Raw genomic sequence first — 25,263 nt, 5'->3', positions numbered from 1 at the left:
GCTCGTTGTCTGAGCGAAGCGAGTTTAGAGCACGCCCCCAGCCTGCGAGAAGCACAGCGAACCGCTTGCGAAGCAAGTGGCAGGAAGGGGGTGGCGTTTTCTTGGTTACTTCTTTGTCGCTACTGACAAAGAAGTGACTCGGTCAGCGCCAAAGGCGATGGACGAAAGCCCTGGCAGTGGCAGTGGCAGTGGCAGTGGCAGTTGCCGTTGCCGTGCCAGCCTGAATCTCAACACGGCCGCAATTCTCCAACTTCTCGTTTTCAGAAGGCAAGAAAACTCAATCGCCCCCAAACGCTCAAACCTATACACGCACTTTGCTTTCAACCCCTGAACCGCCAGTATACTCTCCCGTATAAGCCTCCCCGCATGTGCCACACCAGAAGCGTCCAGTAATGAAAAACAACCAAACTGAAACTCGCGGCTACCGAGGCCGGATACTGCACTTCCTCGATGAGCCAGGCACAGCGGCGCCTGAACCTGGAAGTTATCAGTTCTTCGAAGACGGCCTTCTGATAGTCGACCAGGATCGGATTCTGGCGGTCGGCCACGCCAGCGGTCTGCTCCCCTCACTCCCGGCCGGTGCGACCGTGGAACACTGGCCCGAAGCCCTGATCGTACCGGGCTTCATCGATACCCACGTGCATCTGCCACAGCTTCAAGTCATCGCAAGTTTCGGCTCGCAACTCCTGGACTGGCTGGAAACCTATACCTATCCGGCGGAAGCACGCTTTGCAGACGCTGCCTGGGCCAGCAGCCAGGCCGAGGTTTTCGTCGATATGATGCTGGCCCATGGCACCACTTCAGCCCTGGTGTTCGCGACGTCCCATGCCACATCGGTTAATGCGTTGTTTACCGTAGCTGCGGCGCGCCGAATGGCCATCGCAACCGGCAAGGTAATGATGGACCGCAATGCCCCTCAGGCTCTGTGTGATCTGGCTAGCGGGAGCTGTCAGGCTAGCCAGGCCCTGATCGACCGCTGGCACGGCAAGGACCGTTTACGCTACGCCGTGACGCCGAGGTTCGCTATCACCTCAAGTCCAGAACAGCTGTCGCTGGCGGGAAAGCTTGTAGCGGAGAATCCCGGTGTGCTGATGCAGACCCACTGGGCGGAGAACCATGCCGAGATTGACTTCGCCTGCGAGCTTTATCCCGAACGTAAAGATTATCTTGATGTGTATGAGCATTACGGGCTGTTGGGCGAACGTAGTGTGCTGGCCCATGGCGTCCATATAAATGAACACGATCGCCACAGGTTGAACCGATCCGGAAGCCGGATAGCTTTCTGCCCGACCTCAAACACATTTCTTGGAAGCGGCCTGTTTGACTTTGAGGCCGCGCGTGGCGCTGGCGTTAACGTCGGCCTGGCCACGGATGTGGGCGCCGGGACCAGCCTTTCGATGCTGGCGACCATGGCCGAAGCCTACAAGGTCTGCCAATTGCAGGGACAGACACTGAGCCCGTTCCAGGCGTTTTACCTGAGTACACTGGGAAATGCCCGCGTGCTCCATCAGGACGCGGATAGCGGCAACTTCGAGCCGGGCAAATACGCCGACTTTGTCGTGCTCGACCCATCCGCGACCCCGATGCTCAGGCTCAAGCAGCACCCCCGCCCCAAGCTGGCTGATATTCTGTTTGACCTCATGATCCTGGGCGACGACCGCTGCATTAAGCAAACCTATGTTGCGGGCCAGTGCCAGTTCGACCGGGCGACGACTTAACGCTGCGCGCCTGTAACGGCGGGTAGGATAAGTTAACGCCGGCGCGCCCTTAACCGGCCCCTTGCTGGCGGGTACAATGCTCTGGGATCTTCCTCCGGCTAAAGGCTCTCTGTGCCCGCACTGACCGACGAACAGCACGCTATCATTACCTCGGGCTACGAACACTGCCTTATCACTGCCGTGGCCGGCAGTGGCAAAACGACAACGCTGGCATGGCGTATCCGCCACCTGCTCGAACAGGGCCACGACCCCGAGCGCATGCTGATACTGATGTTCAACCGTGCCGCGCGGGCGGACTTCAATCGCAAACTCCTGGACATCACCCACCAGACCGGGCTTGCCCTGCCCGAAATCCGCACCTACCACGCCATGGGTTTCCGGCTTTACAAGCGGTGTATCCGGGAGGGCTATCTGCCGCCTTACCAAGGCGACATCCTGCGTGACGGCGAGATCCACTATCAGGTCTGGCAGCTCTCACGGGCGCTGGTCCCGGAAGAATTGCAGGGCGAGCTGCGCAGGGGAAAGAAAGAGTTTACGGAAACAGCGGCAAATTTTATCGACTGGGTCAAAAGTACCCTTTCGCCGCCGGAAGTGGTTTTCGAAGAGCTAGGCTACGACGACAAATACCGCTACCTGATTGACCTGTTTCACAGCTTCGAGCAGTGGCGTAAAGGCAGCCATCGCATCAGCTACGCCGACATGCTCTATGAGCCCGTGCTGGCGATTCATCAGAATCCGCCCCTGCAGAAGCTGGTAGGCAACAAGATGGATCTCGTGATGGTTGACGAGTACCAGGACACCAACGAGATTCAACACCTGCTGTTGCGCTACATCGCAGGCGATCGGGCTCGGGTAACCGTAGTCGGCGATCCGGACCAGACCATCTATGAATTCCGCGGTGCTAAACCCGAGTTCATCCTTCAGCGTTTCGCCAACGAGTTCGATGACCCCACCGAGCTGACGCTGTCCTACACCTTCCGCTACGGCCACCGCCTGGCCCTGCTGGCTGATCACCTTATCAGTCATAACCTGGGCCGTAAGGATGTCCTCTGCCATGCTCATGCCGGCACGCCGGAAACACGTGTTTACCACGAGTCGCCCAACGACGAGGCCGACTTTATCGTCCAACTGGTGCAACGGGCTCAGGCGGCAGCGAACGATACCGGGCCCGCTACAGAGCAGCCGGACAGCGGTTTACCGGCCTCCACTCTGGGTGATGTGGCGGTGTTGGTGCGGGTCTGGAGCCAGAGCGTACCGATTGAGCTGCGGCTGCTGGCGCGCCAGATTCCCTACCACATCGATGCCAACAAGGGGGCGCTTTTCACCCGTGAGGTCGAGGCGCTTACCGCGCTGCTGGCGCTCGCTGCAGGTGATCTGGACGGTATGCTTCAGGAGCAGCGACGGGAGCTATTCCGGGCGATTTTACGGTTTCCCCACGTCGGCCTGCGCGAAGGCGAGCTCAACGACATGGCGCAGTATCTTGCAGGCTTCAGCGGCGGCTGGGGTCAACTCCTGCGTAACGCCGACACCAGCCACCTGAAGCCCCTGCCCGCGCGCAAAATATCCAAACTGGGCGGGGCGCTCGGTGAGCTGGAACATAGCACTCTGTCAGCAGCAAAGGTTATCGCCCAGTACGCGCAGGCAACCGAACTTTACGAAGGTATTCGCAGCCTTGCCATGACCCATGAATCGGCTGACGAGCGCATCGGAACAGTCAAAGGGTTCCAGCGCTATCTGGCCAGCCTGGATGTCGATGCGCCTCGGGCACTGGCCCACCTGCGCCAACTGAAAGACCAGGCCAACCGCTTGGGCGAGCACGACGGTATCCATCTCTCGACCATTCATCGGGCCAAGGGGCTGGAGTGGCCTGTCGTTGTGATTCCCGGCCTGCAGGAGAAATACCTGCCCTACAGTGCCCGCCAAAGCGAACGCGACACCGACCTGCGGACTCATATCGAGAGCGAACGCCGCCTGTTATACGTGGGCATGACCCGCGCCAGCCGAGCTCTTTACCTGCTGACGCCGGCGTCAGATGACCCGGAGCAGGCCCCAAGCCGCTTCCTGGGCGAACTGTGCCTGCCGCTGTGTGAAGAGCTGGGCGCAGCGCTCTCTGGCCCTGACCGGCCTGAGACACTTCGGCTTGAAACACCGGTTACGGCTATAGCAAAGCGCTACGCCAGACGGGAAGACGTTGGCCTGGAGGGCCCCTCCATTGCCCCTGCAGCTGAAGCATCGCCAGGCATTCCCCCGTCATGTCGACCAATCTGGGCCCATGGCCGGCTGCGCCATGCTGTCTTCGGAACAGGGCTGGTGAAGGCCGAGGATGAGCGCTCCTTCGAGGTGGCGTTCGAGGATGGCAGGAGATTAAACTTCAGCAAGAAAAGTGCCCACCTGTACTTCAGCCCCGCATAGACGCCCAGCTACGTTGGCTGGCAAACTGTAGAGCCGTTTCCCGGAGCGAAAACAGAACAGGAGGTTCCGATGTCCGTCAGACCCACGCATACCTTTTCAGGCCGTTGCCCATCAACTGAGAATCCTGGCCGTGCAAGAGCAAGAGCCGCACTTTTTCCAGTTGCTCTTCTGTCAGTGGCCCTGACCCAGCCTATCGCCGCGCAGGAGCAGGAACCCGACATAGACCGGATCTACCTGAACCCATCCGTTGGCTTCCAATATTTCGACCACGACCGAGACCTTTCTGAAACCGGTACCTATTCCATGGGGCTCGAGTACCGCTTCCATGACCACTGGGCGGCGGAGGCCGTGTACGGCAATGCAGACGCGGACCGCAAAGGTGCTTCGGGTAACGCTGATTACACCGATTACCGGCTGGACGGTCTCTATTACCTGGACAACCTCAACACCGAAGACATCGTCCAGCCCTACCTGGCCGCAGGCGGCGGGCACACCGAGTTCGAAGACGACGGCGAAAGTCGTGTCAATGCTGGCGGTGGCGTGCGGCTGGCAGCGACAGACCTGGTCTCTTTAAGGCTCGACGCGCGTGAGTTCTACAGCATTGATGAGCACGAATGGGACACGCTGGTTTCCCTCGGTGTCAGCTTTGCATTCAGCCGTCAGGCCGAGGCCCAGCCAGAGCCAGACCCAGCGCCGGCACCCGCGCCGCGACCCCAGCCTGCAGACAGTGACAATGACGGGGTCCCTGACAGCCGAGACCAATGTTCAGGCACGCCTGCTGGAGCCGCGGTAACGTCCGATGGCTGCCCGCGCGATTCTGACAACGATGGCGTTGCTGATTTCCGTGATCAGTGCCCTGGCACGGCCTCAGGTGTCGAGGCTGACGAACAAGGCTGCGAAGGGGTAACCGAACGGGTCGAGACGATCGAACTGCACATTCAGTTCCCCTTCAACTCGGATGAGATAAAGCCCATATACGACCATGAGATCCGGGAAGTGGCGAACTTCATGGAAGAGTACCCGGATACATCGGTGGAAATCGCCGGGCACAGTGACAGCCTGGGTGACAAGGCCTACAACCAGAAACTGTCGCAGCAGCGTGCCGAAGCGGTCGCTACGCGCCTTACCGAAAAGTTCGGGATTGCCAGTGAAAGGGTACGCGCACGTGGCTATGGCGAAAGCGAGCCCGTTGCAGACAACAGTACCGATCAGGGCCGTATCCGCAACCGCCGGGTCGAGGCCCGCATTGAGAAAGTCATTCGCTAGCCGATGTGAGCCGCCTTACACAGGGCTGACTCCGAAGACAGGAACGGCACGGGCTGCAACAGCCCGTGCCGTTTTTTGTGCTTTGGTGAAAACTGATGCCCCGCCTGTGCGTTCAAGGGCTCGAAGGCTCTAAGGCTTGGTTGTCTCCAGCTCACGTTCTATGACGGCTTTCATCTTGGGCCAGGTCTGGGCGCCTCCCATCGGGATATTATTGACCAGGACGGTCGGTGTGCTGCGAACGCCCATTCGCTTGGCGAGGGCCAGGCTTGCCTCTACGTCTTCACGGTGCAGCTCGGTATCGAGGCATCTTTGCATGCGTGCGGGATTCATGCCGAGCTCTTCACTGTACCGCACGAAGACCCCTTTGGCGTTGTGATTGGTCGACCACTCTCCCTGCTGCGCAAACAAGCGGTCATGCATGGCCCAGTAGTTACCCTGATCACCGGCACAGCGAGCTGCCTGAGCGGCAAGCATGGCGTTATCGTGGATATCCACCAGTGGAAAATCAAAGTAGACGAAGCGAACATCGCCTGAAGCAACGAACTCATCCTTTATACGTTTGGCGACCGAGGCAAAACTGGCGCAACCGGGGCACTGATAATCGGCAAATTCCCGCACAACCACCGACGCATCCTCAGGGCCAACACTAACCCCAACGCGATCCTCATGGGCCGGGAAAGGCCCAGCCCCTTCGGCCGCCGTGGGCAATTCGTCAGGATCCGCTACAGGACGCGTCAACCAGTAGACTGCCAGCACCACTACGAGCACAACGACGATGCCGATGATAATGCCTTTGATCGGACCCTTCGCAGGCATGTTGCTGCCGCTGTCCGTACCCTGTTTTCGTTTCGCTTCGCCCATCCGTCTGAACTCCTTGTAGTGTTGCTCTTCTGATGCCCATAGGGCCTTGATCACGCCCTGAGCATCAACGCGAAGCGGCCTCCCGCAGGAGGCCGCCCTTGGTAATGCTCAAAAACAGCTCTACCAGCTGAACAGCCAGCCGCTTTCCTCCTCAGGGGCGTCCTCGCCATTGCCCGCTTTACCTGCGGGCGCTGCCTCCTGGGTCGGATCATAGCTGGGTTTGACAGCCGCGGCCGCTTTTTCGGCCTTTTGCCGGTCATAGCTCTTGCTTTCGCGTTTTACGCCAAGCGCTACCAGGGTGTCATCATTAATCTCGCCGCTGGGGCGGAGGCCGCTTTGCTGCTCCTGGAAAGTCCGCAGGGCCTGACGCGTACTGTCGTCCATTACGCCGTCTGCCGAGCTGATACGGTAGCCCGCCCCGGCGAGCGCGTTCTCGACGGCGAAGATCTGATGTTTTTCAGCATCCTGCGGTGCCGCGCTGACCGCGCAGCTAAAGGCCAGCAAAGCCGTTGAAAGAAGAAAATTACGGGAGATTCTTTTCGGGTGCTGCTTCATGGGCGTACTCGCTCTTTTATTTTAAGGGGCGCGCCATGAGATATCCGGCATTTGCGGCCCCGTCACCGTTATAGAAGATTAGTATAAGGATGGACAACGGTCTATGCGTCCCATTTCGGACAGCGCCGATAAAAATCGATTGAACGTCCATGGTAAAGTGGCGGTCCACTCTACCGATCACGCAAGTACGAGCTGAACCGATGAGCAGTAAGCGACGTGAAATACCCGTATTCGGGCACGCCATTGTCGAAACCCACTGTCACCTGGACTATCTCAAGGACAGGCCGCTTGAGGAGACTTTGGCCCAGGCGCAGGCAGTCAATGTCGAGCGGATCATCACCATCGCCGTAGCGCCAAAAAATCTCGCTACCGTACGCGGACTGGTGAAAGACCATACCAGTGTATATGGCACCCAAGGCGTTCATCCCCACGATGCTGAAGCCTGGACGCCGGAGGTCGAGACCGAAATCCGCGACGCCCTTCGCAACCACGACCAGCGCGCGAAGCTGGTCGCAGTGGGCGAGATTGGCCTGGATTATTTCTATGACAACAGCGACCGGGACGTTCAGAAAGAGGTTTTCGCCCGCCAACTTCAGATTGCCGTCGATTCGGACCGGCCGGTGGTCATCCATAGCCGTGACGCGGACGAAGACACTATCGCGATCCTTAAAGATTTCGAGGCCAGTCTTAAACGCCGCGGTGTGATCCACAGCTTCACCTCAGGCCCGGGCCTCGCGCAATACGCAATAGATCAGGGTTGGTGCCTCGGTTTTAACGGTATAAGCACCTTCAACAAAGCCGAGAACGTCCGCGACATTATCCGTATGACGCCGCTTGGCAGCCTGCTGCTCGAGACAGACGCGCCCTTTCTGACACCGGTCCCCTACCGGGGCCGGGAAAACGCGCCATTCTATATCCCGTTTGTGGCGGAGAAGGTGGCGGAAGTAAAAGAGACGGGCATTGAAGAGGTACTGGCTCAGACCTATCACAACAGCTACCGGTTGTTTTTTCCGCCAGCGTCTGAAATCTAGCGCTCCAAAGCGCCCTTTTTTTCAAGCAAGGTCTGAACATCCGTTTGCCTGCCTGTGGTCGCGGCCAGGCGGCGGAGAGGCACGGTCAACCGGCGCTCTTCCGACGGCAACCAGTCGTTGCTTTCCTCGGCCAGACGGTAGGTATCGGCGCCGAAGCCCCAAAGCAGATCGTGCCACTGGTGGCCGCTCAACCGGGCAATCCAGCCAAGCGCTTCAAGAATCGCCACCAGGGTGGTGATGTCCTCACTGCCGTACCGTCTAAGCTCCTGAAACGCCCGCAAGAGATATTTTTCAAAGTCGGGCTCCCTGATCAATACCCTTAATGCACCGTGCTGGTTTGCCAACCCGGGGTTTTGCGGGCTCCGGGCAGCCAGCTTAATCAGAATCGAGCCCAGGTACTGGACAGCCGTCGCCGCTGTGTAGGGGTCGTTAATGCTTGGAGAAATCGCCCTGAGCGCGATCTCTGCCATTTTTCGCAGACCAAAGCCGATGTCTTCCCAGGGCCTGGGCTCGATATCGAGCTGAATTAGCTCCCTATATGCCTCGTAATCGGGCTTGTGGCTGCCGATACCTATCAAGGACATTAACGGCATGCCCTCGGCAACGAAAGCGCCAACCGCAACTTCCGTCCGAACAATGACACCGTCCTGCTCAGCCTTCTTTAGCAGGCCCTCAAGTCCGACCATGACCACATAGCCGGACTTGCATGCGCTGATCTCCAGGCCCGCCTGACACCAGCGAGAGTCCTCAGCCTCAACCGGGCAACGGCGGTCGTTCACCTTGCGCCCCAGCATGTGCCGCATGGTCGCTTCGGTTTCGGCCGCGATAAAGCCAATCAGATTGTTTACCTGGAGCCAACTGGTGGTATGGGTCAACAGGAAAATGAACGCAGCAATGCCAGCCAACGACCAGACAATGGCGACCCCCGGCGTAGCGAGGAGCTTATAGGCTTCCCTTTCGCTCACCAGCAATAACACAAGGACGCAATAGGTGAACCCGCTACTGAACAGGGCCAGCACATGTTGCGTCGCACGGTTGGCAACGAAGTTCTGCAAAACACGCGGCGAGAACTGGGAAGAGTACGTCGTCAGAACGATCAGAATGGCAGAAAACGTGATGGTGGTCATCGTAAGGATGGCACCCGCCAGCGTGGCGACCAGCTCTGTAGTCCGCTCCAGGCTCATGGAGGCAACGCCGAGGATGCGGGTTTCTTCCGAAAGTCGCAGATCCAGAAGCACGGCAGCAATGGCTAGAAGAACAGCGACGAAGTTGTACAGGGCCGGCCGAAACCAGAAACTGTCCCGGATGACTTTCAGATAAGCGGTGATCATAAGGCCCTCCTGGCGGTCGTGATCCGTAGCGCACTGTCGACAATAAGGCATCAGGGGCCGAAACTCACGCTGCCTGGGGCTGACTTGGCGTTAAATGTTCGGGCGCATGCAGCGGCTCAGTAGACTAGCGCTGCGACGGCACCAGAACGCTGAAGGCAAGGCCCCACACCAGCGCGCCAAATCCCCACCAGAACGCACTCAGCAACGAGCCGCCCGCGTCCAGCCACCACTCGGTTATCCCAGGCCCCGTGAGCTGCGCCAGCCCATACAGTGCGATCAATGCCGCGCTCAGACGCGGGCCCTGGTGAGGATGTATGGCCCGGGCCAGACGCTGGGTCAACAGAACAGTTCCAAGGAAAGTGGACCCGACAAGTACGGCGCATAGCGCGATGCCCAGTTCGCTGGGCAACAGGATGGGCGCAGCGACGCCAATCGCCTGTACTGCATAGTTGATCAACAGAGCATGTTTGTCGCCAATACGGGCGCCCAGATGATTCCAGACCCAGGTCGATGGTAGCGCAGCCAACGCCACCACAACCCAGCTCAGGACGCGCCAGTCCGATGCTGAGCCGAGCATCTGGGACGCCACCACCGGCAGAAACGTCATCGGCAGGATGTAGCCCAGTCCCGCACCGGCGTAGGCCAGAAAAAGTGGAGTACTGGCCCGGTCAAACAGCGCACTTGAAGCTGAAACCCCGCCACCTGTATGAGCTGGGCTCAGTGACAACCGGCTGAGGAAACGGCCGCTCCACCAAGCCAGCGGCAACGCGGCAGCGGCAACAGGCCACCACCGCGCCGGGCCGCTGAGAAGCGGTGCGAACAGCGCGACCAGCGCACTGGAAACAATCAACCCGGCGCCGACGCCCAGGTAGACCAGACCACTGCGGTGGGCTGCGCGGCGTTCCGCCAGCCACTCAAGAATAAGCGCCGGCACATGGACAAAAACAAGGCCGTTGGTAATGCCGTTGGCCAGCCGCAAGCCGGACAACGTTTCGACATCTGCGGTAAAGCCCTGCGCCAGCGTGATCAGCGCATTGCCCACCAACGCCCAGGGCAGAATCAACTGAATCTGAGCCGGACGGTGCCAACGGACCGCCAACAAGGCCCCGAGCAGGTAGCCCAGGTAATTCCAACTGGCAAGGTGGGCACCTTCGGTCAGGCTCAGCACGCCGTCGTCGATAAGCCAGGGCAAGATCGGCGTGTAAACGAACCTGCCAAGGCCGTGCACGACAAGGAGCGCGACCGCACCCGCGACAATGGTGAGCAATGCTGTAGCGGCGCGGGACGTGTTTCCAATCGACAATTTCAATGCTCCGGCCAGGCCAGAAAAACAGCCATCATCACGGGGGACACGAGGGACAGGATAAAACCGCTCGCCATGGCCAGCGGGATGGCTTCGAGCCCGCCGGAACGTTGTATCACCGGCAGAGTGAAGTCCATGGTTGTGGCGCCCCCGTAACCGATGGCCATGGCCGGGCGCAGGCGCATCAGCATGGGTATGAGCATCAGGGCCAATAACTCACGGCCAATGTCGGTCAGAAATGCCGCACCACCCCAGAGCGGGCCAAGGGCATCGCCCACCACAATGGCCGACAGCGAGTACCAACCGAAGCCCGAGACCAGTGCCAGCACCTGCGACCAGGGCAGCGCGATGAAGGGCGCAACGAGCAGCCCGGCCAGCCACGAGCTGAACACCACGGTTAATGCAATGCCGAGTCCCTGCCTGTTGAGCAACACGCGTCTGAGCGGTATGCCGGCGTTGCGCAACTGGCAACCGATCGCCAGTAGCAGCACCGCCAGGGTCCATTCGGCCCATTGCCCGCTGGCTTCGGCGCCGATCCCGAAATTGTGCCCGATCAGCACCCCGAAGGAGACGGCGCCCAGGGTCAACGCGGCATCGCTCAGCATGCGCCAACGTCGCCCGCCAGCCGTGGTCTGGGGCAGATTCAGCTCCAGCGGGAAAAGCCGTGCCCACAACCACAGCCCGGCCAGGTTGAAAGCCAGCAAGGTCGCGATGAGCAGAATGACCTGACCGCTCAACCTGACGAGCTGGGTCCCGAGATCTTCCATCGCACCCATGCCCAACCCAAGCAGGGCAAGGATGAGGTAGACCAGCCAGCCAACCCCCTGGTTGAGCCACTGCCTCAGCGTCGGGGAAGACACGGGTATGAGGTAACCCACGAACAGCGGGACCAGAACAAGCAAAAGGCCGGTGTACATGAGTATTACTGCTCAGCTAAAGGTTTCAAAGAGGAGGTATGTCGTTGTGAGAGGCGCCTGTTTTTCAGAACCCAGCCATTTGCCTCAGAGAGTACATCTGCCAGCAGCCCGCACCTGCCATTTCGGGCTGGCCCCGGCTTTTGACGAGTATCGGCCGCACTCAGTGCACCGAACGCCCCGGTTGCTCCGGTGTTTCCTGAACAAGCACCCAAGGGGCGACGACGACAGTCCAAAGGCTTGCGTTGGCCTCGTACCAAGCCTGGGCCTGATCCGCGGTGACCTCACCAAACTGCCGCTGCTCCATCCAGGCCTGGACACGAGTTTTGTCGTCCCGAGCGACTGCGACGGCGACGTCTATGAGATCCTGCCCCGGCCCGACCTGGGCCAACTGCCCGCGGGCGAAAAACTTCTGCAAGTCGGTCCAGGGAACCCGTGCCGTCTCCAGCACCAGCTTGGCTTTGAGGTCTTCCTCGGCCTCAGGGTCGGGGCCCGCTACAGCCCCCGGCTTTGCGTCTTTCATGTCCAGCCTCGATCACGATCATCGCAGCGACAACTTGCTGCAGCGACAATCTGTACAAACTCAACGTGAAAGGCACGGCGCCGGATCACCCCGGCCCGCGCCTTTCTCGCATCTGGAAGTCAGCGCCATTATCGGGCGACTGACCGATCGTTTCCAGCTACACCTGATGCCGCCTGTCGACAGGTCTAGCCGGCCGATCGAACGCAAGCGCTCTTCTGTCAGCCCTCTCCGATCATGGACCGCAGCACGTAGTGCAGGATGCCGCCGTTACGGTAGTAAACGATCTCGTTGGCCGTATCGATTCTACAGATAACCTTGACCTCAGAGGTGACATCACCCTCGCGCTCAACCTTCAGTGTCAGCTTCTCGCCCGGCTTCAGGTCATCACTCAGGCCCTCGACGGAAATAACCTCATCGCCCGTCAGCCCCAGCGATTCCCGGTTCTCTCCCGGCTGGAACTGAAGGGGAAGAATGCCCATACCCAAGAGGTTGGAACGGTGAATCCGCTCGAAGCTCTCGGCAATAACCGCGCGCACCCCGAGCAGGTTGGTACCCTTCGCGGCCCAGTCCCGGCTGGAGCCGGTACCGTATTCCTTACCGGCGATGACGACCAGAGGCGTGCCCTCGTCGGCGTAGCGCATGGCGGCGTCGTAGATGGCCATCTGTTCGCCGCTGGGTACATGGCGGGTGTATCCCCCCTCTACCCCGTCCAGCATCTGGTTGCGGATACGGATATTGGCAAAGGTGCCGCGCATCATGACTTCGTGGTTGCCTCGGCGTGAGCCGTAGCTGTTGAAGTCCCGTGGCTCGATCCCATGCTCCTGCAGGTATTTACCTGCAGGAGAGTCCGCCTTGATGGCGCCAGCCGGACTGATATGGTCAGTGGTGATCGAGTCGCCGAATAACGCCAGAATCCGCGCCCCGGTAATGTCCTTCGGTGGCTCCAGCGGCTTGTCGATGTCATCGAAAAACGGCGGCTTCTTGACGTAGGTGGACTCGTCATTCCAGGCATAGGTCTTGCCTTCGCGCACTTCAATGCTCTGCCAGGTTTCATCGCCCTTGAAGACCTCGGCGTATTCCTTGCGGTACATGTCGCCGTCGATCATGGCCACGGTCTCGGCTACTTCCTTCTCGGTCGGCCAGATGTCCCGCAGGTAAATTTTCTCGCCCTGGTCGTTAGTGCCCAGCGGATCCTCGGCCATATTAATGCGAGTGGTTCCGGCGAGTGCAAAGGCGACGACCAATGGCGGTGATGCCAGCCAGTTGGCCTTGATTTCACCATGGACCCGACCTTCGAAATTGCGGTTACCGGACAGTACAGAGCTGGCGATGAGATCGCCCTCGGCAATGGCGGCACTCACATCTTCGGGCAGCGGGCCGGAGTTGCCGATACAGGTGGTGCATCCGTAGCCGACCAGATTGAACCCAAGCTCATTAAGGTACTGACTAAGCCCCGCATGGTCGTAGTAATCAGTCACGACCTTCGAGCCCGGGGCAAGCGACGACTTCACCCACGGCTTGCGGCGCAGGCCTTTTTCGACCGCTTTCTTGGCCAGCAGGCCGGCAGCCAGCATGACGCTGGGGTTGGAAGTGTTGGTGCAACTGGTTATCGCGGCTATGACGACGTCACCATGGCTGAGTGTGTAGTCACGCCCTGGCACCTGTACCTTCTTGTCCTTCTCATTGCCCTTGCCCGATGTTTCCATCAACAGCTCGAAGCTGTCACGTATGTCGGTCAAAGCGACGCGGTCCTGCGGGCGCTTGGGGCCGGCCAACGAAGGCCGCACTTCCGAAAGATCCAGTTCGAGGGAATCAGTGAAGGTCGGTTCAGGCTGTGAAGAGTCGCGCCAGAGACCTTGGGCTTTGCTGTAGGCTTCAGCCAGCTGGATGGTTTCCTCGTCCCGCCCGGAAAGCTTGAGATACGTCAGGGTTTCCTGATCGACGGGGAAAAAGCCACAGGTCGCGCCGTATTCCGGCGCCATGTTACTGATGGTCGCACGGTCGGCCAGGGGCAGGTGATCAAGGCCGGGGCCGTAAAACTCAACAAACTTGCCAACCACGCCTTTCTTCCTAAGCATCTGCGTGACGGTCAACACCAGGTCGGTCGCGGTGGTGCCTTCAGGCAGATTGCCCGAGAGACGGAATCCAATGACTTCGGGCAGCAGCATGCTCACTGGCTGACCGAGCATCGCGGCCTCTGCCTCGATGCCGCCGACACCCCAGCCGAGAATGCCCAGGCCGTTGATCATGGTGGTATGCGAGTCGGTGCCGACCAGTGTATCCGGGTATATCACCGTGTCATTACCCAGCTGCTTCTGCCAGACGACTTTACCCAGGTATTCCAGATTGACCTGGTGACAGATACCGGTGCCCGGCGGGACCACACTGAAGTTATCAAACGCCTTCTGCCCCCAGCGGAGGAAAGCGTAGCGCTCGTGGTTGCGCTCCATTTCAATTTCGACGTTTTGCCGGAAAGCGTCGCCGGTGGCAAATTTGTCGACCATAACCGAGTGGTCGATGACCAGGTCAACCGGCGATAGCGGATTGATACGCTCGGGGTCAGCACCGGCCTTCTCCATGGCGGCGCGCATTGCGGCAAGATCGACAATACCAGGAACGCCGGTAAAGTCCTGCATCAGAACACGGGCGGGACGAAACTGGATCTCATGGTCAGATGATCTTTTCTCGAGCCACTGTTTGACGGCCTGAATGTCTTCTTCCTTCACGACCGAGCCGTCTTCCCAGCGCAAAAGGTTCTCCAGCAACACCTTGAGCGACATGGGCAGTCGACCCAGATCCCCGAGCTTTTTTTCTGCTTCTTTAAGGCTGTAGTACTGGTAGGTCTTATCCCCCACATTCAGCGTACTGCGCGTCTTCAGCGAATCGATGCTGTCCATATCATTCCTCCCGCAAAAACGTCTCTGCCTGGGCCCATAAAACCGGCCCGAGCGCCAATAAGGCCTCTGTCATCATTCTCTGTCTTTATCGTCATCCTACCCGGGCAAAACCACAATAGGTGAGTCCTGCTCCAATGGTCTAAACCCTAGAGGTTACACGTTCGTTTCTGCCCCTGTCATTGAACGTCTGGCAATGTAAACCGTAGCCCCTGGCTATCGCCCTGGTTGAGCCCCGCCATCTCCGACCTCCCGGGCGGATTGCGGGAGGCCTGCTAAACTCTGAGAACCCCAGCATCACAAGGACGACCCGGTGAATCCCTATTGCGACTATCACCCCGCAGAGCCGGCCAAATGGAGCTGCCCGGGCTGCCAGCATCAGTACTGCAGTGCCTGCATGCCTGATGCCGATCGCGCGGGCAAACGCGGCTTCTGCCCCCACTGCAACCAGAGCTTGAAGTACCATGGCTCGGCGGGACAGGTAGAACCCTTCTGGACCCGGATCCGCGCTTTTTTCCTTTACCCTCTGCGGCCTGCGCCTCTGTCGCTCATCGCACTCTGCACGTTTGTACCGGCGGTGCTTTCGGCCAATATCGTAGGCGCAATCCTGTCGCTGCTGCTGGTGCTGGCCCTGTTCAAGTACACCTACAGCATTGTGCAGCACACCGCCGAGGGCAATCTTGAGCCGCCGGCCCTGGCTGCCGCATTCACGGGCAGCGGCTTCAGCATTATCTTCAAACAGTTCGCGGTCTTTTTCCTGATGGGTGGACTGGTTACCGCGGCCGGTATGACCGGCGGTGGATTCTTTGCCATCCTCGCGGCGGTTCTCCTGATTCTGGCCCTTCCTGCCAGCGTGATCATCCTTGCTATGGAAGAGCGGGTGCTGGCCGCTATCAACCCGGTCCACCTCGCCGCGCTCATTGCCCGCATCGGCTGGCCTTACATTGTTCTGTACGCCCACCTGGTGTTGATGGCGCTTGCCGGCGCTGCAATTCAGAGCTTTGCTATTTCGAACCTGCAGCCCTGGCTGGGCCAGCTGATTGCCGGCTTCACCAACAGCTATTTCACACTGATCTTTTTTCACATGCTTGGCTATCTGCTGCTGCAATACCAGGGCCAGTTGGGCTTCGCGAGCGATATACAGGAGACGGAAGACCCGACCGCCGCTCCGTTACGCGACCGCAGCAAGCGTCTGGATGCAGACCTGGACATGGCGCTGAAAGACGGTCGCTACGACAAAGCGGAGACACTGTTGCTGGACGCCCTGAAACGGCATCCCGGCCATACAGGCTACACTGAAAAACTATTCCGGCTGCTGGAAGCCCGGGATGATCACGCGGGGCTCTACAGACAGCACAGGCGACTGCTGCCCTGGTTGCTTGAACGCATGGACGGCGCCGCAATGGCTTTCACCATGGCTGCACTGGAGAAAACCGAGCCGGGTTTCAGGTTGCACGACGCCAAGCTGACCCATGACTGTGCCAGACTCCTTTACCAGCACGGTAACTATTTGCTGGCGTTGCACCAGCTGCGGGATTTCCACAAGCGCTTTCCAGAATACGACAATATCGCCGACGCCTACCTGATTGCGGCAAAGGCGCTTGCGAACGGGATGCGGCGATTCGACAAAGCCAGCGCATTTTTAAGGTTTATACAGAAGAAATGCGCCGGTCACCCTGTGCACGCATCGGTCGAACATTACCTGGCTCAGGCTGAAGGCAAGATGTACCTGAAAGCCCCGGATCTCGCCGAGTAGACACCAGGCACGCAGCAAACGACCGGGGATTGAAGCTGGCCTTCCACATCGGCGCTGCAGCGTCCTGGCTGAGTGTCCCGTTCAGGTAATTCATTGGCCTACGAGCCCCCAGGCGGGAGCGCTGTCAAAGATTTCAGAAAAGCCGCAGGACGCGGTCAGGCCAGCATCCTGCGGTACTTCTCTGCCCGAGTCCCCAACTGGCGCTTGTCCATTTCCACAACCAGGAGACGACAGGCCTCTTCTATAAGCAGCGCTTCGCCCGTCGCCTGCAGTCGGCCAAAGGCCCTGTCCGCGGTTTTCAGGTCGCCTGCCTTGAGCGCGGCGAAAAGTACCCGGTTGTGGTCTGCAGCCGCCAGCGGGCGCAGATCACCGGCCAGCTTCTGGTACTCATCCCAGACTTCCGTCAGTTGGGAGAAGCGGTTCTGGCGCAGGGCAAGCCCCATCAGTTCCACGGTGTGGTCGAGGTAGGCAGGCTCAGCCGGCCGTAACTTGGCCAACTGGTAAAGGTGCTCCAACAGAATCCAGCGGTCGGGGTATCGCCGCCATAAAGCCGTGAACTGCGCGCAGGCATGCTTGAACTCAAACCGTTCCAAGCTGGCCAGGGCCATGGCGTACTCCTTTCGAAACTGGGCATCCTGTTCGTCTTCAGGGACATCCAGAAACGCCTCTTCAACCTTGAGCCAGTTCTTGTGAAACAAGCCGATCAGGCTGGCGCCAGCCAGAAGGCCGCCCAAATGCGCCATGTAGGCGACGTTACTGCCGGGAATCGCGAAGTATTGCCATAGCTCTTTCCCGGCCCAAAGCGGCAACATCAACAGCGCCGGTGCTTTCAGGTAGTTGAAATAGACGCCCACGAAGTAAAAGAAACGGATCCGCTGCCGCCCGTAGAGTGCGATGTACATACCCATGAGGCCCGAGATCGAGCCGGAAGCACCTACCAGAGGTGGGCCGTCAAAGCCCTCAATGAGGGCGAAAGCCAGCCCTGAAAATACGCCGCAGATCAGGTAAGTCAGCAGATAACGCGGCGCGCCAAGCGCCTGCTCCACCGCAAACCCGAGCAGGAACAGGAAAAGCATGTTACCGAGCAGGTGCTCCCAGCCGCCGTGCATGAACTGATAAAGCACCAGATCAGCTATTCGCACCTCATCAGGCTTGAGCCCGAAACGCTGACTACTGATGCGGTCCAGGTAGCGGCTTTGAATGTTGGCGCGCGCGTCGCTCCAGCGTGTCAGTTCGGCGTCTTGCCAGTAGCGGCCACCGTTCTCCTGCGCATAGGCATAAAATTCCGGATCCTGGAGCAGCCATAGGGTCAGTATCTGATCCCGCTCTGTCGCCGGGATCTCGCTCAGCGCATCAAGCTGCTCCTGGGCCTGGGCATCCTCATGGACGTTGGCCTGGCGGCGCAGGTAACTCTCATAGACGGGCGCTTCAAGGACCAGCAGGTCATTCCGCTGATACTGCTCCACGGCCTGCTGGATCAGCTTGCTGTCACCACTCTGGTAGAGCGCGAAAACCAGAACATTAACGACGATCAGCGTCAGAGTGAGCCAGGGCGGACGCTTCCAGTCCAGCTTTCGTTCTACAGGGATAATTATCATGGAAGGATCGTTTCCGTATGAGTCCGCCAGTACGAAGTGTAGTCGGAGCGGGCGATGTTGCACGTTGCCACAATCCATCACTTTCCATTCTGAGCCGGCCATCATTGATACCGCAAATCTTCCGGAATGAAGGCCATGCTGCTGTTTCCACCCCCAAAACAGGAGCGGTTATGTCATCCCACCGTCACACAAAAACGTTTCAATCTCGGGCAATGCCGGTCATGCGAACGGTCGCGTTTATAAGCCTCGGCGCCCTGGCCGCCTGCGCCCATCCGCCGGCAGCCGATGCTACAGCGACGGCAGAGAACAGCCTGGCCCAGCCGTCGGATACGGGCTCACCGGCACGAAAAGCGACTAACCGACTGACAGAGGGCAGGAAAGATGCAACACTTGCCTCACAACCGGTAGCAGAACCGAAGGAACCTGAGATGACCGTACTGGTATTGGAAGACCATGACCTACTGGCCCTTGCAACCCACACTGCCCTGCCCATGGCGCTTACGCCAGAACCTGCGGCAGCGGTCGCCGACGAGGTGGCACGCCCGCAACTGAACCGGTTCCACTTCGAGTTCGGCTCACACCGCCTTGACGCCGCAGCCGACCAGACACTCCGCGAGCACGCCCGCTATCTCGCAACACACGCCGACCAGAAGGTTTACATCACCGGTCATTCAGACAGCCAGGGTGCGGAAGCCTACAATCGATCACTGTCGCGTCTGCGTGCAGCCTCTGTCGCCAGAATACTGCGCGAAGGCGGGGTTCGGGAAAAGCAGATGGAGGTGGTTGGGGTTGGCAGCGACTACCCGGCCGCACCTGACGACCATAGCGCCAACCGTCGGGTTGAGCTGAGCTATAGCGAGCGCGATCTGGCAACCCGTAACTGATACGTCGTGCCAAAGCCTGCGCCCGCGCAGCCCCTGACTCTTCACAGCAATACCTGTTGCAGCATTGCCCGGGCCTGCTGACCCCGACTATAGTCTCTGGCCCGCGCAACGATTGCCGGGCCTGATTACAGACGAGGAACATGACCATGGCAACAAGCCGATCTATCGGCACGAGCTTCGCCGCGCGCCTTGTATCAAAAGCCCCTGTACTTCTTGCGTTACTGTTGACCGGTTTCATGACTGCGTGCAGCACCATGACAGGGTCGGGCATCAACTCCGGTAGCGAATCAGAAGCCTATGGAATATGGACCGGACAGTTTCCCTGCACCGGCTGTGCCGCAGTCGATGCGCGGCTGGTACTGTGGCGAGACCCGAACCTGTTCCGGTTGACGGAAACCTTTCAACGTACCGGCGAGCCGCCGAAAACCTTCACTTCAAGCGGCAGGTGGCACATCGAGAACGTCGGCAAATCACCTGAACTGGGCCGCCTGAGCCTGACTACCAATGACGGTCAGCGCACACTCTATCTGGAGCGGCTGCCTCGAGGCGGGCTGCGCTTGCTCGACCCAAATGGCGAGCCCGTCGCCGATGAGATCGGTGTTCTCCGGCGCACCCGCGCCCAGGCTGATCAGGATTGAGGACTGTTGTCTGAGCGTTCAGAAGCGAAACTGCGTCAGGTTCCAAATCAGCAAGGCGACCATGACCACTATCGCCAGCCAGGTGCCGACAATGCCCAGTATCCTGCCCGGATGGACACCGCCAGCACCGCCGCTCATGCCCCAGGCGTGAGCAAAACGGCTCAGAACAAAGAGCAGTCCCGCGCCATGCAGGCCATTGGCACCCACTCCGTTCATTTCGCCGACAAAAAGCAGGAGCACGAAGATCGGCCCGTATTCAACCAGGTTGGCATGAGCCCGGACAGCGACCTGCAGGTCACGACTGCCCTGGTCCCCTAACCCGATCCCATCGCGACGCCGAAACGTAGTCACCCGGTAGGCCAGGGCCAACATCATCAACGCCACCACCGCCGCATAAGTTGCTGTTATCGGAACTATCATAATTATCCTTGAGTACAACTGGGCCTAATGCCGCGAATAAGCATCCTGGTTGAGCGCAGGTCTGATCAGAACGCATCATCTTCCTGAAGAAGCTCAACCGACACGGTTTCCGTTTCCACTTCTGTGTCTGTTTCAGTCTGGGAGTATGTGACGCGAACGACCATGGGCTGGCAGCATACCTGACAGTCCTCGGTGTACTCCTGACTCCCGCCAGAAGGGTCGATAAGCAGCTCAAGCCGCTCACCGCAATAAGGACAGCCAGCTACGACCAGATCCTGCATCATCCCGCGGTCATCGCTTCGACCAGACTGGCTCTGAGCTCTTCCGGGTCGACCACCATACCGTCCTCGCCATTACCGGGAAATACCGCGATCGCAATGCCGTCGCCCTGCATACCGGGCAGCCATCGCTTGATCCAGTCTTCAAGCTTGATCGCCACTGGCTTGCAATCGGACCAGTCCTCGGTAATCCAGGGCGTTGCAAAGGCCTCATCAGGCCAGATCGGCAGGCACTCTTCCTGGTCTGTTGAAACCATCACCCAACCACGCTCGCTATGCAGGCTCCAGATTTTCTTCTGCTGCACGACCTGGGCAACAAGGTAGTCGTAGCGGTCGTCCGCATCCAGAGCGAGCACATCATTGATTTCTTTTGGGGAAAGAGAGTTACTCATAATGGGCTCCTTCGGCACTGTTGAGCATTAGATTCCCGGCAGTACCGGTTCATCCACCCCCCCCGGCTGGGCCGGCAGACCATGTGCGGGCTCTCCACTATAGCGAGCCGTTAGCGGTTTTGCCTATCACCGGTTCTACTTGAGCCTCGATGTGCTTATGATAGCGCCTTATTTTCCGCGCTCTGTGCGGCTCCCCTGATCAATAACGGCCTCTTCGATTGGCCTAACCGGGACGAACACATGACTAGATTCATCCCCGCGCCCCTTCGGGGCGTGATTGCCGCGGTACTGCTGGCGGTCAATACCGTGTTCTGGTGCGCACTGCTCTACATTCCTGCGTTACTGAAACTCATTATCCCGTGGAAACCCTGGCGTGTATTCTGCACCCAGATCATGATCGTCATTTCGGAGTGCTGGGTCGCCTGCAATAACATATGGATAGGGCTGACCCCGGACCGGCAATGGATAATCAAGGGCGCGGCGGACCTTGAGCGCAGGAGCTGGTATCTCGTTATCAGCAACCACCAAAGCTGGGTGGACATCTTCGCCATGCAGAAAGTCTTCAACCGCCGCGCGCCGTTCCTCAAGTTCTTTCTCAAGCAGCAGCTGCTGTGGGTGCCTGTTATCGGCCTGGCATGGTGGGGGCTCGACTTCCCTTTCATGAAGCGTCACGCGGCCGCGTATCTCGCCAGGCATCCGGAAGCGCGGGGCCAGGACCGGGAAACAACCCGCAAGGCGTGCGAAAAATTCCGCTTCTCGCCCGTCAGTGTAATGAATTTTGTGGAGGGTACGCGCTTCACGCCGGCCAAGCACACCGCACAGAAGTCCCCCTACAGGCATCTGCTGCGTCCCAAGGCGGGCGGAACGGCCTTCGTGCTTGACGCCATGGGCGAAATGATCGACACCCTGGTCAACATCACCATCGTTTATCCGGACGGACCGCCGACCCTGTGGCAGTTCCTGTGCGGGCGGGTCCAGCACCTCCATATGGAACTGGACACGCGCCCCATACCGGAGTCAGTTCTCGGACCTGTAGGCGAGCAGGAATCTGCGCACCGTAATGAGGTCAAGGCCTGGCTTAATGGGCTATGGGAAGAGAAAGATGCCCGCATTGAAGAGATCTTTCGGGCCCGGCGCGAAGGGGCGTTACCGGTCGCTGGGCAAGATCGGGATCGGCCCTGACCCGTCGACCTGCGGCTGAGACAGCCAGGTCAGTGGAGCACCGGACTGTGCGGTCGCTCGCTGACCCGGCCCCAGACGGTCCAGCAGGTCGTGACTGAGCAGGTAAAGCGCCAGCACCAGCACCAGACTGAGCGCCCCCGACGGGGGTCTGAACCGCTCCAGTATGAGGCCGCGGCGCTGCTCCGGGACGACCGTTGCGTTGCAATTCATGGTATTACCCTCCAGTTCGTCAGATGAGCCACCAAGGTTAATCGCAGGAACAGCCCAAACCCTGCCCATGACGGGACCAACACCGGTTCAAAAATGATCAATTGTGGCGATCAACCCGGCGGCATTGCCCAGGATGCTGGCTCTGGCTAAGCTCTTACAGGTTGCCACCGGCGCACGACTGTTTGGTTACAGTCTGGGCCAGACGCCAGGGCGCGACCGGGTCATCTGCGCGCCACGAGAGGAAAAATCATGCAACGCCGGATTGTTCTGGTGGAAGACGAGCCTGCCATCCGGGCCAATTACCGGGATGCCCTCAGCCGTCGTGGTTATGCCGTCGATGCGTATCCCGACCGGGCCAGTGCCTGGGCCGGGTGCCGCGATCAGAGCCCCGACCTGGCCATTATTGACGTCGGCCTCGGCGCTGAGGTGGACGGAGGCTTCGACCTGTGCCGCGACCTGCGCGCGCAATCCCCAACACTGCCGATTATCTTCCTGACCGCTCGCGATGACGAAACCGACGCGATTCTTGGGCTGCGCCTGGGCGCTGACGACTACGTCACCAAAGATATGAGCTTGAGTCACCTGTTCGCGCGCATCGCCGCGCTTCTACGGCGTGCTGAGGCCTATCGGGAACAGGCTCAGGAGAAAGACGAGAAGCTGCAGCGCGGCCGGCTCACGCTTAACCTGGACCGTCTCACGGTCGCCTGGTGCGAGCAGTATCTTGACCTTACGATCACGGAGTTCTGGATGTTGCACGCCCTGGCAAAACGCCCCGGCCACATCCGCAGCCGCTCCCAGCTGATGGACGCGGCCAATACGGTGCTCGACGACAACACCGTGACCTCGCACATCAAACGGATTCGCCGTAAGTTTGAAGCAATAGATCCCCGGTTCGAGGCCATCCATACCCTTTACGGTGTCGGCTACCGTTGGGACCCCCACGAGGCGGGCGAGTGAGGCTGAAGCAGCAGCTCCTGATTGTCGGCGCCCTGACGTTTTTGATCCCGCTCGCTGGTATTCAGTTTGTCGTGCAGCTCGAGGAAGCACTCCGGGCGCAGGAGCTCAATCGCATGACTGAGCAGGCTCAGCGCATTGCCAGGCTGTTGCCCGCTTCCCACACTGACACTGTCGCCGCAGCTCGTACCATTTTCGCCGAGACTTTCACGCGCCAGTTGATTCTGGATGGCTACGGTGACGACTGGCCCAACAACCCCGAACAGGACGGTGTGCCGCTGCTGTACGCTGATGGCGAACACCTGCAGTGGCGTGCGGCATTCAAAGACGAACAGCTCTGGTTGTTTCTGAAGATCACTGGCCTCAGCCCGGTTTTTGCGTCTTCGTCCGCAGGGACAATTGGCGACCGACTGATACTCCACTGGAAAGAATCCGGCAGTTCCAGGCAGGAGCGGGTCATTGAGGCTCGAGCGCCCGGCCGGGTGAGGGTAAGTGGGCCGCGTGGAGAAGCTTTGCCGGCGTCCCGGATTGATGGCGTCTGGCAGACTCATCCGGACGGCTTCACCGTCGAGCTGTCGATGCCGCGCCCCCCGCCCGGAAGCCAATTCGGCTTTAACCTTCAGCACCCCCAGCACGACGGTATGCTTACGGTGGGCACCCTGGGACCTGAAGAATCGCCTGCAGACCCCGGTAAACCACCGTTAGCGCTGGCTCAGCCGGAGCTGCCGCGGTTAGTGGAAGACCAACCGGCCCTGCAGAACATCCTGCGCTCATTTGCCGGGCCCGGCCAGAGCCTGACTTTGATCAACGCTGAAGGCTGGCAGCTGGCTCAGGCAACAGGGGCTGAGCCCGGCACTGTCGCTGACATCGACCGTTTCGACCCACTTGAGCTGTTACAGCAAGTGGTTCTGCAGGGGCTGCGCGTGCTGCTCTCCGCGCGCCAGGATGAAGGCCAGGCGCTGACGGTCGAAGGCTCGCGCTGGTATGGCAAGCCACTCGAAGACGCCAGAACTGAAACCGGCTCCACTACGGTCCTGACCCGGTCAGCCCAGGGCGAGAGCATGCTCACTGTGATTACGCCCGTTGTCGCGGATAAGCCCCGGCAGTCGATTGCCGACGGTCAGCCCCGCTACCTTGTCTCGCGCCTTTCCACTGATGCCTTGCTGTCGTTGTCCAGTACAGCTCTCGGCCAGGTATTGGCCCGCAGCCTGCTATTCATGGTCGCGCTCCTGTTGATCCTGGTGGGGTACGCCAGTTGGCTCTCATGGCGGGTCGCACGTCTGCGCCAGGCGGTCAACGGTGTGGTCGATGCTGATGGCCGCGTAACCGCTGTGATGGAACCTTCCCATGCCCGCGACGAGTTGGGTGACCTGTCGCGCCAGTTTGCCAGCCTTGTGGCCCAGATCCGCAGCTACACCAGCTACCTGGAGTCGTTTGCGCGCAAACTCAGCCACGAGCTGAAGACTCCGCTGGCGGTAATGCGGTCTTCACTCGACAACCTGAAACATTGCGAACCTACGCCTGCGCAAACGGTCTACCTTGAGCGGGCCAGCGATGGTGCTGAGCGGCTGAGCCGCATCCTTACCGCGATGAGCGAAGCGACGCGTCTGGAAAAAAGCCTGACTCGCACCACGTCGGAGCGCTTTGATCTTGCTGTGGTGGTGGAGGCCGTCGCTCAGGGCTACCGTTCCCTGGATCCGAGGGTCGACTACCTTGGGCCGACGCAGCCCTGCGTTGTCTTGGGCGCTGCCGACCTGCTGGTGCAGGCGTTGGACAAGTTGCTGGAGAATGCGCGGGACTTTACGCCGCCCGAAGGCCGCATTGAAATCCGCCTCGAGCGAGGCACTTCCGAACATGTGCTCAGCGTCTGCAATGACGGCCCTCCATTGCCAGATGCGATGGCTGAGCATATTTTTGATAGCTTTGTTACCCTTCGCGAACCCGGCGGCGAGGGCCACCTGGGTCAAGGTCTGGTTATCGTCAGGCTGGTCGCTGCATTCCATCGTGCAAAAGTCGCGGCCCGAAACCGCAAAGGCGGCGTCTGCTTCACCTTGCGACTGCCCGCGCCCGATCCGACCCAGTCGCTGGCTACGTAGCAGCGCTGAGAAGCAATGTCCGGAATCCGGTACTGTAGCGGCCTTAA

General features: G+C 59.7%; 22 protein-coding genes. 10 read left to right on the top strand and 12 right to left on the bottom strand.

Features of this window, described 5'->3' with window-relative positions; genetic code table 11:
* Positions 1-392: 392 nt before the first annotated feature.
* The 3 genes from guaD (at position 393) to soil367_RS01700 (ending at position 5,396) form a co-directional block, all read left to right on the top strand.
* Positions 393-1,718 (top strand): guanine deaminase, encoded by a 1,326-nt coding sequence (gene guaD, locus soil367_RS01710; RefSeq protein ID WP_136546318.1) that lies wholly within the window; start codon positions 393-395, stop codon positions 1,716-1,718.
* Positions 1,719-1,829: 111 nt separating this feature from the next.
* On the top strand, positions 1,830-4,130 hold the full coding sequence (locus soil367_RS01705; protein WP_136546316.1) for an ATP-dependent helicase: 2,301 nt from the start codon (positions 1,830-1,832) through the stop codon (positions 4,128-4,130).
* Between the two features lie 69 nt (positions 4,131-4,199).
* On the top strand, positions 4,200-5,396 hold the full coding sequence (locus soil367_RS01700; protein WP_136546314.1) for an OmpA family protein: 1,197 nt from the start codon (positions 4,200-4,202) through the stop codon (positions 5,394-5,396).
* Positions 5,397-5,525: 129 nt separating this feature from the next.
* Here the strand turns inward: soil367_RS01700 and soil367_RS01695 are convergent, their stop codons facing one another.
* Positions 5,526-6,257 carry a DsbA family protein gene (locus tag soil367_RS01695; protein WP_136546312.1) on the bottom strand — a complete coding sequence of 244 codons (732 nt, stop codon included), beginning with the start codon at positions 6,255-6,257 and terminating at the stop codon, positions 5,526-5,528.
* Positions 6,258-6,377: 120 nt separating this feature from the next.
* Entirely contained in the window at positions 6,378-6,812 is a 435-nt protein-coding gene (locus soil367_RS01690) for a peptidoglycan-binding domain-containing protein (RefSeq protein WP_136546310.1), read from the bottom strand.
* A gap of 200 nt (positions 6,813-7,012) precedes the next feature.
* On the opposite strand from soil367_RS01690, the gene soil367_RS01685 reads away from it, so the two are divergent.
* Positions 7,013-7,843, top strand: coding sequence for a TatD family hydrolase (locus soil367_RS01685; RefSeq protein WP_136546308.1), 831 nt, complete (start codon positions 7,013-7,015; stop codon positions 7,841-7,843).
* On the opposite strand, the gene soil367_RS01680 is transcribed toward soil367_RS01685, so the two are convergent.
* The 5 genes from soil367_RS01680 to acnA form a co-directional block, all read right to left on the bottom strand.
* Positions 7,840-9,174, bottom strand: a complete 1,335-nt coding sequence (locus tag soil367_RS01680; RefSeq protein WP_172962244.1) for a DUF2254 domain-containing protein — start codon at positions 9,172-9,174, stop codon at positions 7,840-7,842. The genes soil367_RS01685 and soil367_RS01680 overlap by 4 nt on opposite strands.
* 124 nt (positions 9,175-9,298) lie before the next feature.
* The gene (locus soil367_RS01675) at positions 9,299-10,477 is read right to left on the bottom strand and encodes a YbfB/YjiJ family MFS transporter (protein ID WP_246065465.1); all 1,179 of its coding nucleotides are present in this window, start codon (positions 10,475-10,477) and stop codon (positions 9,299-9,301) included.
* A 2-nt stretch (positions 10,478-10,479) separates the two neighbouring features.
* Positions 10,480-11,394 (bottom strand): LysO family transporter, encoded by a 915-nt coding sequence (locus soil367_RS01670; RefSeq protein ID WP_136546304.1) that lies wholly within the window; start codon positions 11,392-11,394, stop codon positions 10,480-10,482.
* 160 nt (positions 11,395-11,554) lie between these two features.
* The gene (locus soil367_RS01665; RefSeq protein WP_136546301.1) at positions 11,555-11,914 is read right to left on the bottom strand and encodes a DUF2288 domain-containing protein; all 360 of its coding nucleotides are present in this window, start codon (positions 11,912-11,914) and stop codon (positions 11,555-11,557) included.
* Between the two features lie 218 nt (positions 11,915-12,132).
* Positions 12,133-14,811 carry an aconitate hydratase AcnA gene (gene acnA / locus soil367_RS01660; protein WP_136546298.1) on the bottom strand — a complete coding sequence of 893 codons (2,679 nt, stop codon included), beginning with the start codon at positions 14,809-14,811 and terminating at the stop codon, positions 12,133-12,135.
* A gap of 310 nt (positions 14,812-15,121) precedes the next feature.
* Here acnA and soil367_RS01655 point away from each other — a divergent pair, with 310 nt between their 5' ends.
* The gene (locus soil367_RS01655) at positions 15,122-16,564 is read left to right on the top strand and encodes a zinc-ribbon domain-containing protein (RefSeq protein WP_136546296.1); all 1,443 of its coding nucleotides are present in this window, start codon (positions 15,122-15,124) and stop codon (positions 16,562-16,564) included.
* 155 nt (positions 16,565-16,719) lie between these two features.
* Here soil367_RS01655 and soil367_RS01650 read toward each other — a convergent pair whose 3' ends face one another.
* Positions 16,720-18,162, bottom strand: coding sequence for a rhomboid family intramembrane serine protease (locus tag soil367_RS01650; protein WP_136546294.1), 1,443 nt, complete (start codon positions 18,160-18,162; stop codon positions 16,720-16,722).
* A gap of 170 nt (positions 18,163-18,332) precedes the next feature.
* On the opposite strand from soil367_RS01650, the gene soil367_RS01645 reads away from it, so the two are divergent.
* Entirely contained in the window at positions 18,333-19,046 is a 714-nt protein-coding gene (locus tag soil367_RS01645; RefSeq protein ID WP_172962243.1) for an OmpA family protein, read from the top strand.
* Between the two features lie 146 nt (positions 19,047-19,192).
* The gene (locus soil367_RS01640; RefSeq protein WP_172962242.1) at positions 19,193-19,684 is read left to right on the top strand and encodes a copper resistance protein NlpE N-terminal domain-containing protein; all 492 of its coding nucleotides are present in this window, start codon (positions 19,193-19,195) and stop codon (positions 19,682-19,684) included.
* Positions 19,685-19,702: 18 nt separating this feature from the next.
* On the opposite strand, the gene soil367_RS01635 is transcribed toward soil367_RS01640, so the two are convergent.
* From soil367_RS01635 to soil367_RS01625, 3 genes are all read right to left on the bottom strand, one after another.
* Positions 19,703-20,104, bottom strand: coding sequence for an MAPEG family protein (locus soil367_RS01635; RefSeq protein ID WP_136546288.1), 402 nt, complete (start codon positions 20,102-20,104; stop codon positions 19,703-19,705).
* Between the two features lie 65 nt (positions 20,105-20,169).
* A complete protein-coding gene (locus tag soil367_RS01630) occupies positions 20,170-20,388 on the bottom strand; it encodes a CPXCG motif-containing cysteine-rich protein (RefSeq protein ID WP_425459959.1) in 219 nt (72 codons plus the stop codon).
* A complete protein-coding gene (locus soil367_RS01625) occupies positions 20,385-20,774 on the bottom strand; it encodes a DUF2750 domain-containing protein (protein WP_136546286.1) in 390 nt (129 codons plus the stop codon). Before soil367_RS01625 ends, soil367_RS01630 begins: the two co-directional genes overlap by 4 nt.
* 240 nt (positions 20,775-21,014) lie before the next feature.
* Between soil367_RS01625 and soil367_RS01620 the strand changes: the two genes are divergently transcribed.
* On the top strand, positions 21,015-21,956 hold the full coding sequence (locus soil367_RS01620) for an acyltransferase (protein WP_136546284.1): 942 nt from the start codon (positions 21,015-21,017) through the stop codon (positions 21,954-21,956).
* Here soil367_RS01620 and soil367_RS01615 read toward each other — a convergent pair.
* On the bottom strand, positions 21,921-22,166 hold the full coding sequence (locus soil367_RS01615; protein ID WP_136546282.1) for a hypothetical protein: 246 nt from the start codon (positions 22,164-22,166) through the stop codon (positions 21,921-21,923). The two genes, soil367_RS01620 and soil367_RS01615, sit on opposite strands and share 36 nt — an antisense overlap.
* 249 nt (positions 22,167-22,415) lie before the next feature.
* Here soil367_RS01615 and pdsR point away from each other — a divergent pair, with 249 nt between their 5' ends.
* Positions 22,416-23,123: a proteobacterial dedicated sortase system response regulator gene (gene pdsR / locus soil367_RS01610; RefSeq protein WP_136546280.1), complete on the top strand. Its 708-nt coding sequence runs from the start codon at positions 22,416-22,418 to the stop codon at positions 23,121-23,123.
* The gene (locus soil367_RS01605; RefSeq protein WP_136546278.1) at positions 23,120-25,216 is read left to right on the top strand and encodes an ATP-binding protein; all 2,097 of its coding nucleotides are present in this window, start codon (positions 23,120-23,122) and stop codon (positions 25,214-25,216) included. Before pdsR ends, soil367_RS01605 begins: the two co-directional genes overlap by 4 nt.
* Positions 25,217-25,263: the final 47 nt, after the last annotated feature.

The sequence above is a fragment of the Hydrocarboniclastica marina genome, from assembly GCF_004851605.1.
Classification (GTDB): domain Bacteria; phylum Pseudomonadota; class Gammaproteobacteria; order Pseudomonadales; family Oleiphilaceae; genus Hydrocarboniclastica; species Hydrocarboniclastica marina.
This window is presented reverse-complemented; position numbering and strand designations above follow the sequence as displayed.